Below are 16,863 nucleotides of genomic sequence, written 5' to 3' on the forward strand. Positions count from 1 at the left end.
TTATTCCATTTGTACGGGAGTGTCGACTACGCCCTCTATCTCCTGCTGATGAGCCTGTCAACCAGAGAATTGCCGGACAGACCTCACAGGAGAAGTCGACGCATGAGATCACTCGTCGCGCGGTTGCGACAACGGTCCTGGATGGCCTGCGCCGTCCTGGCCGCGACCGCGCCCGCGCTGGCCTTCGGGCCGGGCCTGCCATCGGCCGGTGCCGCACCGGGCGCGGAGAAAGTCACCACCGCGAAGGTGCGAGCCGCCGCGCCGTTGCCGGGCGGACTCGGGCCGTGCATCCCGGGCGACTGCCCGGACCCGTACCCCGGGATCAACAACGGGCCCATCGCGGGCCGGGACGCCAACATCAACGTCTTCGCGGGCGGCAACTTCCTCGTCCGTGAGCGGGCCGCCGAGGCCGAGGGCAAAGTCGTCGTCCTCGGCAACTACGACCAGGACAAGGTCGCCGGCGGCAGCGCCATCTACAACCTCGGTGAGGTGGGCGTCGGCTCACGCGTGCCCCCGCCGCTCGGCTCGGACTGGCTCACCACCGGCGGCAACGTCGTCGTCGCGGCCGGGGAGTCCCTGCTCGCCGAGGGCGGGGTGGTCCGCCACGCGGGCACCCTGACCGGCAATGTCGAGGCCACCACCGTCCAGGACCCGAACGCCGCCGCCCCGTACACGGCCCTGCGCGACGAGCTGACCACGGCCAGCCAGTGCTACGCCCGGGACGCCCAGGGCACCCGGCCCGCCACCGGCACCGCGGTCAACAACAACTTCGAGACCACCTTCACCGGTGACGGGACCTCGGCGCTCCAGGTCTTCAACGTCGACTTCAACCTGGCCAACCCCAACACCGGCGGCCAGCAGGGGATCACGTTCAACAACATCCCCGCAGGCGCCACGGTGCTGGTGAACATGCTCGGCGCCAACCCGGAGATCAACACCTTCAGCGGCAGCTTCAGTGAGACCGACCCGCTGAACGTGCTCCGGCCCCGGCTGCTGTGGAACTTCCCCGACGCCACCACCGCACGGCTGGTCGGCACCGGCCAGTTCCAGGGCAGTGTCCTGGTCGGCAACCCGGCGTCGATGACGACCGTCACCCTCCCCGGTGTCAACGGCCGCTTCTTCTCCACCGGCTCCATCACCCACACCAGTGTCGTGGGAGCGGGCGGTGGGCAGGAGTTCCACGCCTACCCCTTCCTCGGCGACCTGCCCGACTGCGCGGTGGTCGTGCCGACCGCCCCGGTCCGGGTGCTGAAGCGGGACGCGGAGTCGCAGGCCCCGCTCGCGGGCGCGACCTTCGAGCTGTGGGAGGAGACCAACGGCGTCGCCGGTCTCCAGACCACCGGAGCCGACCCCGACACCCTGATGAACGGGCCCTGCACCACCGGCATCGACGGGATCTGCTCCCGCACGGTCGAGCTGGGCACGTACTACTGGCGGGAGACCGCGCCACCACCCGGGTACGACCTACCGGTCAATCCGGTCTTCGGACCGATCGTCCTCGGGCCCGGCGATGTGCCCGCCGGCGTCACCGTGACCGCCGACAACAGTCCGACCCCGGTCACCGGTGAGGTCTTCGTCGAGAAGACCGACGCGGCCACGGGCGCCGCGCTCGCGGGCGCGGTGTTCGAGCTGTGGGAGGAGACCAACGGGATCCCCGGTCTCCAGACCACCGGCGCCACCCCGGACACCCAGGTCAACGGCCCCTGTACGACGGACGCGGCCGGTGAGTGCGCGCGGATCGTCGAGACCGGGACGTACTACTGGCGGGAGACCGCCGCGCCGCCCGGCTACGACCTGCCGGCGGACCCGGTCTTCGGACCCGTGGTCCTGACCCCGGAGAACGCGCCGATCGGCGTCGGTGTCACCGTCCAGAACACCGCGACCGCGCCCGTCACCGGCGCCGTCACCGTGATCAAGACGGACGCGGCGACGGACGCCCGGCTTGCCGGTGCCACCTTCCAGCTGTGGGAGGAGACCAACGGCGTCCCCGGCCTCCAGACCTCCGGGACCGACCCCGACACCCAGATCGGCGGCCCGTGCCTGACCGGCGCCGACGGCGTCTGCACCAGCACGGTCGAGGTCGGGACGTACTACTGGCAGGAGACGGCGGCACCGCCGGGCTACGACCTGCCGGCGAACCCGGTCTTCGGTCCGCTGGTCCTGACCGCGGAGAACGCGGCGCAGGGCGTCACCGTCACCGCGCCGAACATCCAGACCGCCCCGGTCACCGGGAACGTCACCGTCGTCAAGACGGACGCCTCCACGGGCGCGTTCCTCGCGGGCGCGGTCTTCGAGCTGTGGGAGGAGACCAACGGTCTGCCCGGTCTCCAGACCACCGGCACCACCCCGGACTCGTTGATCAACGGTCCGTGCACCACCGGCGTCAACGGCCAGTGCTCGCAGACCGTCGCCGTCGGGACGTACTACTGGCGGGAGACCGCCGCGCCGCCCGGCTATCAGCTCCCCGCCGACCCGGTCTTCGGTCCGCTGGTGCTGACCCCGGAGAACGCGGCGCAGGGCGTCACCGTCACCGCGCAGAACACGGAGACGGCCCCGGTCACGGGCAATGTCACCGTGGTCAAGACCGACGCGGAGACGGGTGACCCGCTCGCGGGCGCGGAGTTCGAGCTGTGGGAGGAGACCAACGGCGTCGCCGGTCTCCAGACCACCGGAGCGGACCCCGACACCCTTCTGAACGGGCCCTGCATCACGGCCGCCAACGGCCAGTGCACCCGTACCGTGCCGATCGGTACGTACTACTGGCTGGAGACGGCGGCCCCGAACGGCTACGACCTGCCGGCCAACCCGGTCTTCGGCCCGCTCGTCCTCACGGCGGCGAACGCCGGGGCCGGTGTGTCGGTGACGGCGCCGAACACGCCGACCGCCCCCGTCACCGGCGAGGTGTCCGTCCTCAAGCGGGACGCCGGTACGGCCGACCCGCTCGCGGGCGCCACCTTCGAGCTGTGGGAGGAGACCAACGGCCTGCCCGGTCTCCAGACCACCGGCGGCAACCCCGACACCCAGGTCGGAGCCTCCTGCGTCACCGGTGCCGACGGCCTGTGCTCGCGCACGGTCGAGGAGGGCACGTACTACTGGCGGGAGACCGCCGCGCCGCCCGGGTACGACCTGCCCGGCGACCCGGTCTTCGGCCCGCTGGTGCTCACCCCGGAGAACGCCCAGCAGGGCGTGAGGATCGTCGCGCAGAACACGGCCACCGTCCCGGTCATGGGCAATGTGACCGTGGTCAAGACGGACGCCGGTACGGGCGCGTTCCTCGCGGGCGCGGTGTTCGAGCTGTGGGAGGAGACCAACGGCATCGCCGGTCTCCAGACCGGTGGCGTGAACCCCGACACGATGCTGCCCGGCACCTGCACCACCGGCGCCAACGGCCAGTGCACCCGGAACGTACCCGTGGGCACGTACTACTGGTACGAGGAGACCGCACCGCCGGGCTACGACCTGCCGGCCAACCAGGTCTTCGGCCCGCTGGTGCTCACCAACGAGAACGCCTCGCAGGGCGTCACCGTGACGGCGGCGGACACGCCGACCGCCCCGGAGACCGGCGATGTGACGGTCGTCAAGACCGACGCGACCACCGGTGACCCGCTCGCGGGCGCGGTGTTCGAGTTCTGGGAGGAGACCAACGGTGTTCCCGGTCTCCAGACCACCGGCGCCAACCCCGACACCCAGCTGAACGGGACCTGCACCACGGGCGGCAACGGCCAGTGCACCCGTACCGTGCCGATCGGCACGTACTACTGGCTGGAGACGGAAGCACCCTCCGGGTACGACCTGCCGGCGGACCCGGTCTTCGGACCGCTCGTCCTGACCGCGCAGAACGTCTCCCTGGGTGTGTCCGTGACGGCGCCGAACACGCCGACCGCCCCGGTCACCGGGAACGTCACCGTGGTCAAGAAGGACGCCGGTACGGGCGCGCTGCTCGCGGGCGCGGTGTTCGAGCTGTGGGAGGAGACCAACGGCGTTCCCGGTCTCCAGACCGGTGGCGCGAACCCCGACACGGTACTGAACGGCCCCTGCACCACCAGCGCCAACGGTGAGTGCACCCGGACCGTCCCGGCCGGTACGTACTACTGGCGCGAGACGGCGGCACCGAACGGCTACGACCTGCCGGCGGACCCGGTCTTCGGCCCGCTGCGGCTGACGGCCGAGAACGCCTCCGCCGGAGTCTCGGTCGACGCCCTGAACACGCCGACCGCCCCGGTCACGGGCTCCGTGACCGTGGTCAAGAAGGACGCCGAGACGGGCGCACTGCTCGCGGGCGCGGTGTTCGAGCTGTGGGAGGAGACCAACGGGCTGCCCGGCCTCCAGACCGGCGGCGCGAACCCGGACACCCAGCTGAACGGGCCCTGCACCACGGGCGCGAACGGCCAGTGCACCCGGACGGTGCCGATCGGTACGTACTACTGGCGGGAGACGGCCGCTCCGGCGGGCTACGACCTCCCGGCGGACCCGGTCTTCGGGCCGCTGGTGCTCACCCCGGCGAACGCTTCCACCGGCGTCTCGGTCGATGCCCAGAACACGGAGACGGCCCCGGTCACGGGCGCTGTGACCGTGGTCAAGACCGACGCGGAGACGGGTGACCCGCTCGCGGGCGCGGTGTTCGAGCTGTGGGAGGAGACCAACGGTGTTCCCGGTCTCCAGACCAGCGGTACGGACCCGGACACGCTGCTGAACGGCCCCTGCACCACGGGAGCCAACGGCCAGTGCACCCGGACGGTGCCGATCGGTACGTACTACTGGCGCGAGACCGCCGCCCCCGGAGGCTACGACCTCCCGGCGAACCCGGTCTTCGGGCCGCTGGTCCTCACGGCGGCGAACGCCGGGGCCGGTGTGTCGGTGACGGCGCCGAACAAGCCGACCGCCCCCGTCACCGGCAATGTGACGGTCGTCAAGACCGACGCCACCACCGGAGCGACCCTCGCGGGCGCGGTGTTCGAGCTGTGGCAGGAGACCAACGGCGCACCCGGTCTCCAGACCGGCGGCGCGGACCCCGACACCCAGCTCAACGGGCCCTGCACCACCGGTGCCGACGGCCGCTGCACCCGGACCGTCGGGATCGGCTCGTACTACTGGCGGGAGACGGCCGCTCCGGCGGGCTACGACCTGCCGGCGGACCCGGTCTTCGGACCGCTGACGCTGACGGCCCAGAACGCCGGGGCCGGTGTGTCGGTGACGGCACAGAACGCGCCGACGGCCCCGGTCACCGGCAGGGTGACGGTCGTCAAGACCGACGCCGCCACCGGTGACCCGCTCGCGGGCGCGGAGTTCGAGCTGTGGGAGGAGACCAACGGTGTTCCCGGTCTCCAGACCGACGGCGCGGACCCGGACACGCTGCTGAACGGCCCCTGCACCACGGGAGCCGACGGCCAGTGCACCCGGACCGTCCCGCTCGGTACGTACTACTGGCTGGAGACGGCGGCGCCGAACGGCTACGACCTGCCGGCCAATCCGGTCTTCGGACCGCTGGTCCTCACGGCGGCGAACGCCGAGGAGGGCGTGTCGGTGACGGCACAGAACACGCCGACCGCCCCGGTCACCGGGAACGTCACCGTGGTCAAGAAGGACGCCGGCACGGGAGCGACCCTCGCGGGCGCGGTGTTCCAGCTGTGGGAGGAGACCAACGGCATCCCCGGTCTCCAGACCATCGGCATCAACCCGGACACCACCGTGGGCACCCCCTGCACCACGGGCGCGGACGGCCGCTGCACCCGCACGGTCGAGGTCGGGACGTACTACTGGCAGGAGACCCAGGCCCCGCCCGGGTACGACCTGCCGGCCGACCCGGTCTTCGGTCCGCTGGTGCTGACCGCGGCGAACGCCGAAGAGGGCGTCTCGGTCACGGCCGACAACACCCCCACCCCCGTGGTGAAGGGGAAGATCACCCTCCACAAGACCGACGCCAAGAACGGCCGTGACCTGGCCGGCGCGGTGTTCGAGCTGTGGCGGGAGACCAACGGGGTCCCGGGTCTCCAGACCTCGGCCTCGGGCGGCACCCCGTCCGACACCCCCGTCGGCAACGGCTGCTCCACCGATGTCCAGGGCATCTGCGAGTTCGACGGCCTGGAGCTGGGCGAGTACTACCTCCTGGAGACCGCGGTCCCCGAGGGGTACGTCCTTCCCGAGGACCCGGTCACCGGCCCGCTGGAGATCACCGCGGAGAACGCCTCCGAGGGCATCTCCGTGGATGTCGCCAACAAGCGCGGGGAGCCCGGCAAGCCGGGTAAGCCGGGCAAGGGCGGCAAGCCCGGCAAGTCGGTCAAGTCGCTGAAGAGCTCCCTGGCCCGCGCCGCCTGACCCGGCGGACCGCGCTGACCACGGAGAACAACTGAAAAACAACAGAACGGACCGAGGACGCGGGTGGCCACGAGGCCCCCGCGTCCTCGCTCGTTCGGCCCAATGACCGGGCCGGGTCCCGGCAACCGCTGATACCTCTGGGGTGGGGGACATCGGCGTCGGCGTCGTACGCGAACGGGAACGGGATCGGGGACCCGGAACGGTGCGTACGGGACGTACGGGAACGGAGTTCCGGGTGAGCAGACGATTCACACGACCCAGGGCAGGCAGAGCAGGCGGAGCGGACGGGGCAGGCAGGGTACGAGGAGCGGGCAGGGTGCGAGGGGCAGGCGGGGCAGGCAGGGAGCGGCCCGGCGGACGGTCCGGTGAACCTTCCGGCGTTCCGGTGGCCGCGGGAGCGCCGAGGGCCCTCCTCGCCACCGCCACGGCGGCCCTCGCCCTGGCCCTCGGCGCACCGGCCGCCCCGGCCCACGCCGCCCCCCGGCCGGCGGCCGCCGCCGAGCGCTGCATCGCGGGCACGGGCCCGTACCAGCGCCCCCTGGAGGAGTACCTCGGCCGGCCCGTCGACGGGGTCCAGTCCCTGGCGGACTGCGAGGCCATCCGCGCCTTCCAGACCGAAGAGGGCCTCACGCAGGCCGAGGGCTACGCCGATCTCGCCACCTACCGCTGGATGGTCGCCGTCCAGGCCCGCGACAACCCCAACGCGGCCGGTGACTGCCCGGTCCGCGGCTACCGCGTCACCTGTGTGGATCTGGACCGGCAGCTGCTGTGGGTGCAGCGGGGCAGCGGCGTCCTCCTCGGCCCCGTACCGATCCGCAGCGGCCGGGACACCGAGGAGACCCGGCTCGGCTGGCACTCCATCTACTGGCGCAGCCGGGACCACGTCTCCACCATCTACGACAACGCCCCCATGCCGTACTCCCAGTTCTTCGACGGGGGGCAGGCCCTGCACGGCCGGCTGGACGACCTCTACGACGGCGGGGGCTCGGCCGGGTGCGTCAATCTGACGCTGGAGGACGCCCGCGCGCTGTGGGATCTCCTGGACATCGACGACCAGGTCTACATCTGGGGCACCAAGCCGGGCACGGACGGCTGAGAGCGGCGCCGGGCCCCCTCGCGGAAAGCGCGAGAGGCGCGCGAGGAAGAGGAGGGGGACCCGCCCGGCGGGGCGCGGCGGGTCCCTACTTCGTCGGCTTGCGGCCCGTGATGCCGAGGTGGACCAGGAGCGCCAGGTTCGGCCGCAGCTCGGCCTGCTTCACGCCCCAGGTGGTGAAGCCCTTCTGGTGCGAGGCGACCGCCGCCAGCATCGCGACCAGGGAGCCGGCCATCGCGGCGGGGCTGACGTCCTTGTCGACCCGGCCCTTGGCCTGGAGTTCCCGCACCGCCTCCGTGAGGGAGTTGGTGACCGAGTTGAGGATCTTCATACGGATCTTGTAGAAGCGCTTGTCGCCCTCGGCGGCCCCGAGGTCCACGACCCGCAGGATCGCGTCATGGCGGCGCCAGAAGTCGAGGAAGCCCTCCACCAGCTCCTCCGAGCTGGCCCAGGCCGCCTTGCCGACCCAGCTGCGCCCGGAGACCAGTCCGGTGAGGGATGCGCCCTCTTTGGCCATTTCCTCGGCGATTTCAAGGACAGCGCCCTCGACATCCGGGAAATACTGATAGAACGTCGCCGGGGACGTGCCCGCCTTCCGCGCCACGTCGATGACTTTGACGTCCCGGTACGGCGACGAGCTGAGCATCTCGCTGAGGCAGTCGAGCAGCTTCTGCCGCGTCGCCTGGCCACGTCGACCGGCCACTCGGCCGTCGACAGTGCGTACTTGTCCGGTCATGCCGTCAGCTTACCGAGGGGTGATCGGCGCGCGATTCGGCCGACTGCAAATGGGGTGCTCCCCCGTGCCCGCCCCGCCACCGGCCGCTGTTCCCGCCCGGTGTGTCGCCGCCGCCGGGGGCGGGCCGGGCGGTGACGGCAGGGTCCGGGCCCCGTGCCCGAATACGGATGACACACGCCGATCCGCCCCCGGGTTCGCAACCGGGGCCCCGGACAGGAAGAATCAGGGTGGGTACCGCTGCCGGAGGTCGTTGAGCCCGGCGGCGAGGCAGGGGCCCATACGGGGAGGTGGCAGGCAGGTATGGAGCAGCTGACGCAGCACGATCCGAGACGGATCGGCCCGTTCGAAGTGCTGGGCCGGCTCGGAGCAGGCGGCATGGGGCTGGTCTATCTCGCCCGGTCGGCGTCCGGCCGCCGGGTGGCGATCAAGACCGTACGCACCGAACTCGCCGAGGACCAGCTGTTCCGTGTCCGCTTCACACGCGAGGTGGAGGCCGCCCGCGCGGTCAGCGGCTTCTACACGGCCGCCGTGGTGGACGCCGACCCCCGGGCCGCCGTGCCCTGGCTGGCGACCGCCTATGTGCCGGCGCCCTCGCTGGAGGAGATAGTGAACGAGTGCGGGCCGCTGCCCGCGCAGGCCGTGCGCTGGCTCGCCGCGGGGATCGCCGAGGCGCTCCAGTCGATCCACGGCGCCGGCCTGGTCCACCGGGATCTGAAGCCGTCGAACGTGCTCGTCGTCGAGGACGGCCCACGGGTGATCGACTTCGGGATCGCGTCCGGCGTGTCCAACACCCGGCTGACGATGACCAACGTCGCCGTGGGCACCCCCGCGTACATGTCACCGGAGCAGGCGCGGGACTCGCGGAGCGTGACCGGGGCGAGCGATGTCTTCTCGCTCGGCTCCACGCTGGTCTTCGCGGCGACCGGACACGCGCCCTTCCACGGCGCCAACCCGGTCGAGACGGTCTTCATGCTGCTGCGCGACGGGCCGGACCTGAGCGGGCTGCCGGACGAGCTGCGGCCCCTCATCGAGGCGTGCATGCGGTCCGACAAGACGCTGCGGCCCACGCCGGAGGATCTTCAGGCGCAGCTCGCCCCGCATCTGTTCGCGGCGGAGGACGACAGCGGCACGGCGTCGGCGTGGCTGCCGGGCCGGGCGACCGCGATGATCGAGGCGCGCCGGGGCGGCGGGCGGACGGCCGCCCCCGCCCTGCCGGTGGCGCCGCGGGCGCCCGCGCTGCCCCCGGCGCCGCCGCCCATGCCGGCGGTGCCGCCGCGCCCCGTGCCCGACTGGGGCGCCGGTGATCCCCGCACGGGCGGGGCTCCCGTGCCGGCGGCCCCGGCGGGCACCGGCCGGGGCGCGCACGCGGCCCCCGCGCCGGGTGCCTCGGTGGTGCTGCCGGGGGTCCAGGTCCCGATCGGGCCCGGCCCCCGGGCCGGAGGCGCGGCCCGTGCGGGCGCCGGAGAGGCGGGCCCGGCCACCGGCTGGATCCGGCCGCCGGCCGGGCTGACCGGGGGCGTCGCCCCCGCCCCGCCCGCTCCCGCGCGCCCGCCCGTGCCGCCGCCCGCGTCTCCGCCCGACAGCCCCGCCCACTGGCGGCCGTGGCGCTTTCGGATGTCGAACGACGTCTGGGGCACGCCGGCGGTCGCGGGCGAGCTGCTGTACGTGACCTCCTTCGAGGTGCACGCGCTGGACGTGGCGACCGGCCGGCGCCAGTTCAAGACCAAGGACGTGGCCTGGACGATGGCCGTCGACGGCGGCCGGATCCACGCCTCCGACGGGCCCACGCTGTACGCGCTGGACGCGGCGGGCGGCCAGGAGCGCTGGCGGCTCCAGGCGGACGCCTGGGTGTACTCCCTCAAGGCGCGGCGCGGCACCGTGATCACCGCGACCCGGGGCGGCGGCGTCCAGGGCTGGGAGGCGTCCAACGGCGAGAAGCTGTGGGAGATCTCCGGCGCCCAGACCGACTTCGAGACCCCCGAGTCCGGCCCGGTGATCCACGACGACACGGTGTTCGTGTGGAAGGACGCCCGGCTGCGGGCGCTGGAGGCCCGTACGGGCGTGGAGCGCTGGTCCTACCCGGTGGGCGACGCGGCGTCCTGCGGCGGCGTACCGGTACGGGTGCACTGCGCCCCGGACGGCCATGTCTACGTCGCGGCGGGCACCCGGGTCCTGGCCGTCGACAACGCGAGCGGCATGGTCCGCTGGCACTTCGAGGCCCCGGCGGTCTTCCTCTCCCCGCCGGCCTTCGCCCCGGGCCCGGCCGTCACCGGCGGCGGCGTGTATCTCGCGGACTACCTCGGCACCGTGTACGCGCTGGACGCGGCCACCGGCAAGGACCGCTGGCGGATCGCGACGGAGTCACGGCAGTCCATCGAACCGGTCCTGGTCACCGGCGGCCATGTCCATGTGGGCAGCGGCAGCGCGCTCTACACGCTGGACGCGGTCACCGGCACCCCGCTGTGGCGGTTCGCGGCGGGCGGCGAGGTGATGGGCTCGCCCGTCGTCGCCGACGGCCGGGTGCACTTCGGCTCCGCCGACCACGTCCTCTACACGCTGGACGCGGCCGGGGGGCAGCTGCGGTGGAAGCTGGCCACGGGCGGCGAGATCACCGGTTCGCCGGTGGTCCGGGGCGGTGTGGTGTACGCGTGCAGCAAGGACCGCTGCGTGTACGCCCTGGACGCGCGCAAGGGCACGGCCACCGGCCGGGGCCGCTGACGGCGGAGCGCGGCCGGGAGAGCCGGGGAGGAGTCGGGGAGGAACCGGGGTCAGCCCGGGGTGCGGCCTGGTCGGGCCGCACCCCGGGCTCTCCCCCGTTTCCCCCGTTTCCCCCGTGGTTCCCCCGTTCCCCCGTTGAGCCCGATCCCGTGGGCCGGGCACAACCACAGGCTGGCAGCGGCTTGCTGTGGGCAAGCTGAAGCATCCTGAGGATTCCTCAGCAACGTTCCGTAAACCCGTTGATCACCACTCCTCAGCTTCCTCTCAGCTCGGCACCGGGATACTGCGATCATGCGGATTCTGGTGGCGGAGGACGATCCCCGACTGGTCGAGCTGCTGCGGCGGGGCCTGACCGGCGAGGGCTTCGCGGTGGACGTGGCCGACAACGGGATCCGGGGTCTCGAACTGGCCCTGGAGAACGACTACGACGTCGTGGTCCTCGACATCATGCTCCCGGGCATGAACGGGCTGCGCGTCTGCGCCCGGATGCGGGAGGCCCGGATCTGGACGCCGGTGCTGATGCTCACCGCCCGGGACGGCGAGTACGACGAGGCCGAGGGGCTGGACACCGGCGCCGACGACTACGTCACCAAGCCCTTCTCGTACGTGGCCCTCGTGGCGCGGCTGCGGGCACTGGTCCGCCGGGGCCGCCGGGAGCGGCCCCCGGTCTTCGTCCTGGGCGATCTGCGGGTGGACCCGGCGACCCGCCGCTGCGAGCGGGCCGGGGCACCCGTGCCGCTGACCGCGCGGGAGTTCGCGGTGCTCTGGTACCTCGCCTCCCGCCACGGCGAGGTCGTCGCCAAGACCGAGATCCTGGAACACGTCTGGGGCGACTTCGAGGGCGACGTCAATGTCGTGGAGGTGTACGTCAGCGCCCTGCGCCGGAAGATAGACGCCCCCTTCCGGCGGCAGACCATCCACACGGTCAGAGGCGCGGGCTACCGGCTGGAAGACCTGCGGACCCTGCCGTGAGCCGCCCCCGGCTCCGGCGGCCGTTCCGCTTCTCCCTGAGCATGCGCGCCAAGGCCGGGCTGCTGGCCGCGCTGATGGTGTCGCTGCCGCTCGCCTTCGGGGCCGTCCTGGTGGTCAGCTACTGGCGGGAGACCCTCCTGGAGACCGCCATGGTCCGTTCCGACGTGGGCATCTCGGGGCTCCAGATCGGCGGCGGGGCCACCCTGGAGTCCTGCGCCGAGAGCGTCGCCCGGGGCAGTGCGTTGCTGCCCCCGCACACCCGGCAGTACTGTCTCGCCGGCCTGGCGGACGCCCGGCCCGAGGGAGAGTCGCACCCCGGCACCCTGAAGCTCGCGCTGTGGCCGGACTTCCTGGAGGGGCCTGTCCAGAGACCGCTGCGGATCGTCACCCCCGGTGTGGAGGACATGGCGCCGCTGCGGCTCCTCACCGTCAACACCCTGGACGCGGAACAGGCCGAACTGGCGGCCATGGAGCGGTGGACGGTGGGGATCGCCGTGGGCCTGACCCTGCTGGCCGGCTTCTGCACCTGGTACGCCGCCGGGCGGGCCCTGCGCCCCATGGAGGCCATCCGGCTGCGCTTCACCGAACTGAGCGCCCACCGGCTCGACCAGCGGGTCCCCGTACCCGCGGGCGACAACGAGATCAGCAGACTGGCCCGGACCATGAACGACTCGCTCGCCCGCCTGGAGGACTCCGTGGAACGCCAGCGGCGGTTCTCCTCCGACGCCTCCCACGAGCTGCGGACCCCGCTGGCGGCCCTCCGCGCCGAACTGGAGATCGCGCTGGCGCAGCCGCAGAACGCGGACTGGCCCCGGGTGGTGGAACGGGCGCTGGGCGACACGATGCGGCTCCAGCGGCTCACCGAGGATCTGCTGATGCTGACCCGGCTCGGCGCCCAGGAGACGCTGGTCGACTCCGGCGAGCCGCTGGACCTGGTCGTCCTGGCCCGGGAGGAGTGCGGCCGGCGCCGCCCGCCGGAACGGCTGCGGCTGACGGTGTCCGGCTCCGCCGGCCCGGCGCCGGTCCGGGGCCACACCCAGCTCCTCGGGCGGGTCCTGGGCAACCTCCTCGACAACGCCGAGCGGTACGCGGACGCCCGCATCGCGGTCGTCGTCCACGGCGACCCGGGAGCGGGCACGGTCCTCCTGGAGGTCGCCGACGACGGCCCCGGCATCCCGCCCGCGGACCGGACCCGTGTCTTCCACTGCTTCACCCGGCTGGACGACGCCCGCAGCTACGACACCGGCGGCACCGGCCTGGGCCTGGCCATCGCCCACCACATCACGACCCTCCACCACGGCACGCTCACCGTCGGGGACAGCGCCCGGGGCGCCCGTTTCGTCGTCACGCTGCCACGGCTGGACACGGCGGAGGAGGAGCCGGGGTAGCCGCCCCGCCGGCCCCCCGCCCGATGGCGCGGCCGCCCCGGCCGGCGTACCGTCGGGCCCGGCGGCCGCCGTCCCGGCACCCTTCCGTGAGCGGAACGACGGCCGTCCCCGCGGACGCGGGGAGCACTCTTCGCCTCCGCCTTGAACCGGTGGGCCGAGGGGACCATCCCCGCACGCGCGGGGAGCGCCTCCAGTGAGTCGGCCGGTCGTCAGATCCTTCGGAGCCCGAGCGCGATCTCCCGGATGAATTCCCGCGACTGCTCCGGGGGCAGGCTACGCTCCTCCGCCGCCCCCAGCAGCTCCCGGTACACGTCCAACTCCGCCTCGGTGTGCAGGAACTGCGCTCCGTGCGCGGAGTCCAGATGGACGGTGTCCAGCCAGGGCACGGGGCCGCCCGCGAGGAGGACCGACTGGCCGGAGCCCGCGAAACCGTCCGCCTCGAAGGTGAGCACCCGCAGCGTGCAGTTCGGCCGCTCCGACAGCTCCAGCAGATGTCCGAGCTGCCCGCGGACCGTGTCCATGCCTCCGAAGCGCATCCGCAGGGCCGCCTCGTGGATCACCGCGCTGAAGTCCGGGCCGTCCACGCGGTCGAGGACCCGGGCCCGCCGCAGACGGTGGGCGATCCGCACTTCGGCGTCCTCGGGCGACAGGCGGGGGAACCCGAACCGGAAGACGGCGCGGGCGTACTCCTCCGTCTGTGTCAGCCCCGGCAGATGCGCGATCTGGTACGTCCGCAGAGAGGTCGCCCTGCGCTCCAGGTCCGTGAGGTCCAGGAAGCCCGCCGGGAGCACGCCCCGGTACTCCTCGTCCCAGCCCTTGGTGCGGTCCGTCGCCATCTCCACCAGCGCGTCCACGTAAGTCCGGTCCGTGCAGCCGTAGATGTCCGCCAGCGCGCGCAGCCGGCGGGCGCTGATCCCGAAGCGGGCGGTCTCCACATGGCTGACCTTGGTGTGGTCGACGCCCAGGAGCGCCGCTGCCTCCCGGGCGTTGATGCCCGTCGCCTCGCGCATCTTGCGGAGTTCCGCGCCGACGCGGCGCTGGCGGGCGGTGGTGGTCGTGCGGGGCGGCATGCGTGGTTCTCTCCCTCGTACGGGGACGAGCGGACGGGGTCGACCCTACAAGGGCGGCCGCCTCCGTCGCCCCCGCCCGTGGGGGGACCACTCGGCCGGGTGTTCCCCTGCACCGGGGGCCGGCTAGCGCATTCCGTACGACCGTGACCGCCCCGCGAACAACTCCCGCTGCTCCCGTGCCGGCAGGTTCCCCAGCGCGATCAGGTGCGGGGCCAGTGCGGTGGCCGCCGCCAGGGCCGGGGCGCGGGTGGACCACAGGGCGCGGACGGTGCCCTGGAGGGCGCCGGTGGGCAGGGCGGCCAGCGTGGCGGCGGTGGTGCGGGCGGCGGGCAGGGCGGCGCCCGGGGCGGTGAGTTCGGTGACCAGGCCCAGGGTGTGGGCGCGGGGTGCCGAGAGGCGTTCGGCCGTGCCCATCAGGGCGACCCGGGCGGCCTCGCCGTAGGGGAGGAGCTGCGCCAGATACGCCGCCTCGTAGGCGCTGACCATCCCGTACGACGTGTGCGGGTCAAAGAAGGCGGCCTCCTCGGAGGCCACCACGAACTCGCACTCGCCCAGCAGGTAGAACGCGCCCCCGCAGGCCATCCCCTCCACCGCCGCGATCACCGGTTTCCACAGGTCGTTCGCCTTGGGCCCGATCGTCAGCAGCGGATCGTCCAGGGAGTACGGGGACGAGGGCTGGGCCACCTCCACCGCGCGGTCGATGCCCGTGCAGAAGGCGCGTGTGCCCGCGCCCGTCAGCACCACCGCCCGGACGGAGGCGTCGGAGCGGAAGCCGCGCCAGATGTCCGCGAGGCGGGCCGCCGCCTCCAGGTCGATCGCGTTCAGCCGGCCGGGGCGGTCCAGGGTGACGGTCGCGACGCCGTCCTGGACGTCGACGCGGACGCTCATCCGCGTTCCAGCAGCCAGCGCGGTACGGGGGTGCCGCCGGGCGCTGCGGGCGCGAAGACGGCCCGGACCGCCGCCCCGATCCGCAGCCGGGCCGGGTCGACCGAGTTCGCGGCGGCGCCGGGGGTGGCGACCACATTGCCGGCGAGCCGGATCCGGGGGGCGTCGGCCAGTTCCACCAGGACGGCGTTGTACGGGGCGACCTCGGCGTATCCGGGCAGCAGCGGCGGGTGCGGCACCACGAAGGACCAGATCCGGCCCCGGCCGCTCATCCGCCGCCATTCGCCGCTGAAGGAGTGGCAGTGCGGGCAGCAGGGGCGCGGCGGGAACCGCGGCTCCCCGCAGTCCGCGCACGCCTGCACCCGCAGCTCGCCCCGGGCCGCGTACGCCCAGAACGGGGCCCCGTCCTCGTCGGGCACGGGGTCGAGGAAGCCCGGCGACGGCTCGGTGGTCATGTCAGCTCCTCAGCAGCAGTGCGGATGTCGGAACGCCCTCGCCCGCCGTGACCAGGCAGGTCGCGGCCCCCGCCACCTGCGCGGTCGAGTCGCCGCGCAGCTGCCGTACCCCCTCGGTGATCAGGTTGAAGCCGTGGACGTACGCCTCGCTCAGCCCGCCGCCGGACGTGTTCAGCGGCAGCCGGCCGCCGATCTCCAGGGCCCCGCCCTCGGTGAAGGCGGCGCCCTCGCCGCGCCCGCAGAAGCCGTATCCCTCCAGGGAGAGCGGGATCAGCGGGGTGAAGGCGTCGTAGATCTGGGCGACGGCCACGTCCTCGGGGCCGAAGTCGGCGTGCTTCCACAGCTGCCGGGCGGCCGTCCACGCGGGTCCGGTGAGGGGGTCGTCGTTCCAGTAGTTGACCATGCCGTGGTGCTGGGCGGGCAGCCCCTGGGCGACGGCGTGGACGTAGACGGGCCGGTGCCGGGCGTCCCTGGCGCGTTCGGCGGAGACGACGACGCAGGCGAGCGCGCCGTCGGTCTCCAGGCAGTTGTCGAAGAGGCAGAGGGGTTCGCTGATCCAGCGCGCGTTCATGTACATGTCCCGGGTGAGGGGCCGTTCGTACATCACGGCCGCCGGGTTCTGGTTGGCGCGGTTGCGGCAGGCCAGCGCCACCTGGAAGAAGTGCTCGCGGGTGGCGCCGTAGGTGTGCATGTAGCGGCGGGCGAGCATCCCGATCTCGTCGGCGGGCCGCAGCAGCCCGAACGGGCGGGTCCACTGCGCTGGTGTCGGCAGCTGTGCGGCCGTGTTGGTCCAGGGACGGGGGCCGCTGCCGCGTTTGCGGGAGCGCCAGGCGACGCCCACGCTCGCCTGCCCGGTCGCGATGGCGGCGGCCAGATGGCCGACGGTGGCGCAGGAGCCCCCGCCGCCGTACCCGACCTTCGAGAAGAAGGTCACGTCACCGGCGCCGACGGCCTTGGCGACCTCGACCTCGTCGGTCTCCTCCATGGTGTACGAGGCGAAGGCGTCCACCTCGGAGGCGTCGACGCCCGCGTCGTCGAGGGCGGCCACGATCGCCCGGCAGGCGAGCGTCTTCTCGGATTCGGGCAGCCGCCTGGCGAACGCGGTCTGTCCGATTCCGGCGATCGCCGCCGCGTCCTTGAGACCGGCCACGGGCACCTCCGCCGTCCGTTCCCGACTGCTGACAGCGCGTCAGGCTACCGCTAATCTGACGGATAGTCAGTAAAAGGGGGG

The 16,863-nt window shown here is 73.1% G+C and carries 10 protein-coding genes; 5 read left to right on the forward strand and 5 right to left on the reverse strand.

The window, feature by feature from the left end; all coding sequences use genetic code 11:
- The first annotated feature begins 102 nt into the window (after positions 1–102).
- Entirely contained in the window at positions 103–6,315 is a 6,213-nt protein-coding gene (locus tag SYYSPA8_RS23840; protein ID WP_323449332.1) for a SpaA isopeptide-forming pilin-related protein, read from the forward strand.
- A gap of 385 nt (positions 6,316–6,700) precedes the next feature.
- Positions 6,701–7,411, forward strand: coding sequence for a L,D-transpeptidase (locus SYYSPA8_RS23845; RefSeq protein WP_323449333.1), 711 nt, complete (start codon positions 6,701–6,703; stop codon positions 7,409–7,411).
- An 85-nt stretch (positions 7,412–7,496) separates the two neighbouring features.
- Here SYYSPA8_RS23845 and SYYSPA8_RS23850 read toward each other — a convergent pair whose 3' ends face one another.
- Positions 7,497–8,144: a TetR family transcriptional regulator gene (locus SYYSPA8_RS23850; protein WP_323449334.1), complete on the reverse strand. Its 648-nt coding sequence runs from the start codon at positions 8,142–8,144 to the stop codon at positions 7,497–7,499.
- 300 nt (positions 8,145–8,444) lie between these two features.
- Between SYYSPA8_RS23850 and SYYSPA8_RS23855 the strand changes: the two genes are divergently transcribed.
- The 3 genes from SYYSPA8_RS23855 (at position 8,445) to SYYSPA8_RS23865 (ending at position 13,222) form a co-directional block, all read left to right on the forward strand.
- Positions 8,445–10,862: an outer membrane protein assembly factor BamB family protein gene (locus SYYSPA8_RS23855; protein WP_323449335.1), complete on the forward strand. Its 2,418-nt coding sequence runs from the start codon at positions 8,445–8,447 to the stop codon at positions 10,860–10,862.
- A gap of 291 nt (positions 10,863–11,153) precedes the next feature.
- On the forward strand, positions 11,154–11,834 hold the full coding sequence (locus SYYSPA8_RS23860) for a response regulator transcription factor (protein WP_323449336.1): 681 nt from the start codon (positions 11,154–11,156) through the stop codon (positions 11,832–11,834).
- Positions 11,831–13,222, forward strand: a complete 1,392-nt coding sequence (locus tag SYYSPA8_RS23865) for a sensor histidine kinase (protein ID WP_323449337.1) — start codon at positions 11,831–11,833, stop codon at positions 13,220–13,222. Before SYYSPA8_RS23860 ends, SYYSPA8_RS23865 begins: the two co-directional genes overlap by 4 nt.
- Positions 13,223–13,431: 209 nt before the next feature.
- Here SYYSPA8_RS23865 and SYYSPA8_RS23870 read toward each other — a convergent pair whose 3' ends face one another.
- The 4 genes from SYYSPA8_RS23870 to SYYSPA8_RS23885 form a co-directional block, all read right to left on the reverse strand.
- Entirely contained in the window at positions 13,432–14,292 is an 861-nt protein-coding gene (locus tag SYYSPA8_RS23870; protein ID WP_323449338.1) for a helix-turn-helix domain-containing protein, read from the reverse strand.
- A gap of 123 nt (positions 14,293–14,415) precedes the next feature.
- A complete protein-coding gene (locus SYYSPA8_RS23875) occupies positions 14,416–15,180 on the reverse strand; it encodes an enoyl-CoA hydratase/isomerase family protein (RefSeq protein WP_323449339.1) in 765 nt (254 codons plus the stop codon).
- Entirely contained in the window at positions 15,177–15,632 is a 456-nt protein-coding gene (locus tag SYYSPA8_RS23880) for a Zn-ribbon domain-containing OB-fold protein (protein ID WP_323449340.1), read from the reverse strand. The genes SYYSPA8_RS23875 and SYYSPA8_RS23880 overlap by 4 nt, the downstream gene beginning before the upstream one ends.
- 1 nt (position 15,633) lies before the next feature.
- Positions 15,634–16,782: a lipid-transfer protein gene (locus SYYSPA8_RS23885; protein ID WP_323449341.1), complete on the reverse strand. Its 1,149-nt coding sequence runs from the start codon at positions 16,780–16,782 to the stop codon at positions 15,634–15,636.
- Positions 16,783–16,863 lie beyond the last annotated feature (81 nt).

It is taken from the genome of Streptomyces yaizuensis (genome assembly GCF_034961445.1).
Lineage (GTDB): Bacteria > Actinomycetota > Actinomycetes > Streptomycetales > Streptomycetaceae > Streptomyces > Streptomyces yaizuensis.

What these genes read in the sequence shown, in the direction of transcription:
- SYYSPA8_RS23880 (WP_323449340.1), bottom strand. Translation starts at nt 15,632, where the DNA reads ATGACCACCGAGCCGTCGCCGGGCTTCCTCGACCCCGTGCCCGACGAG.
- SYYSPA8_RS23840 (WP_323449332.1), top strand. Translation starts at nt 103, where the DNA reads ATGAGATCACTCGTCGCGCGGTTGCGACAACGGTCCTGGATGGCCTGC.
- SYYSPA8_RS23860 (WP_323449336.1), top strand. Translation starts at nt 11,154, where the DNA reads ATGCGGATTCTGGTGGCGGAGGACGATCCCCGACTGGTCGAGCTGCTG.
- SYYSPA8_RS23855 (WP_323449335.1), top strand. Translation starts at nt 8,445, where the DNA reads ATGGAGCAGCTGACGCAGCACGATCCGAGACGGATCGGCCCGTTCGAA.
- SYYSPA8_RS23875 (WP_323449339.1), bottom strand. Translation starts at nt 15,180, where the DNA reads ATGAGCGTCCGCGTCGACGTCCAGGACGGCGTCGCGACCGTCACCCTG.
- SYYSPA8_RS23870 (WP_323449338.1), bottom strand. Translation starts at nt 14,292, where the DNA reads ATGCCGCCCCGCACGACCACCACCGCCCGCCAGCGCCGCGTCGGCGCG.
- SYYSPA8_RS23850 (WP_323449334.1), bottom strand. Translation starts at nt 8,144, where the DNA reads ATGACCGGACAAGTACGCACTGTCGACGGCCGAGTGGCCGGTCGACGT.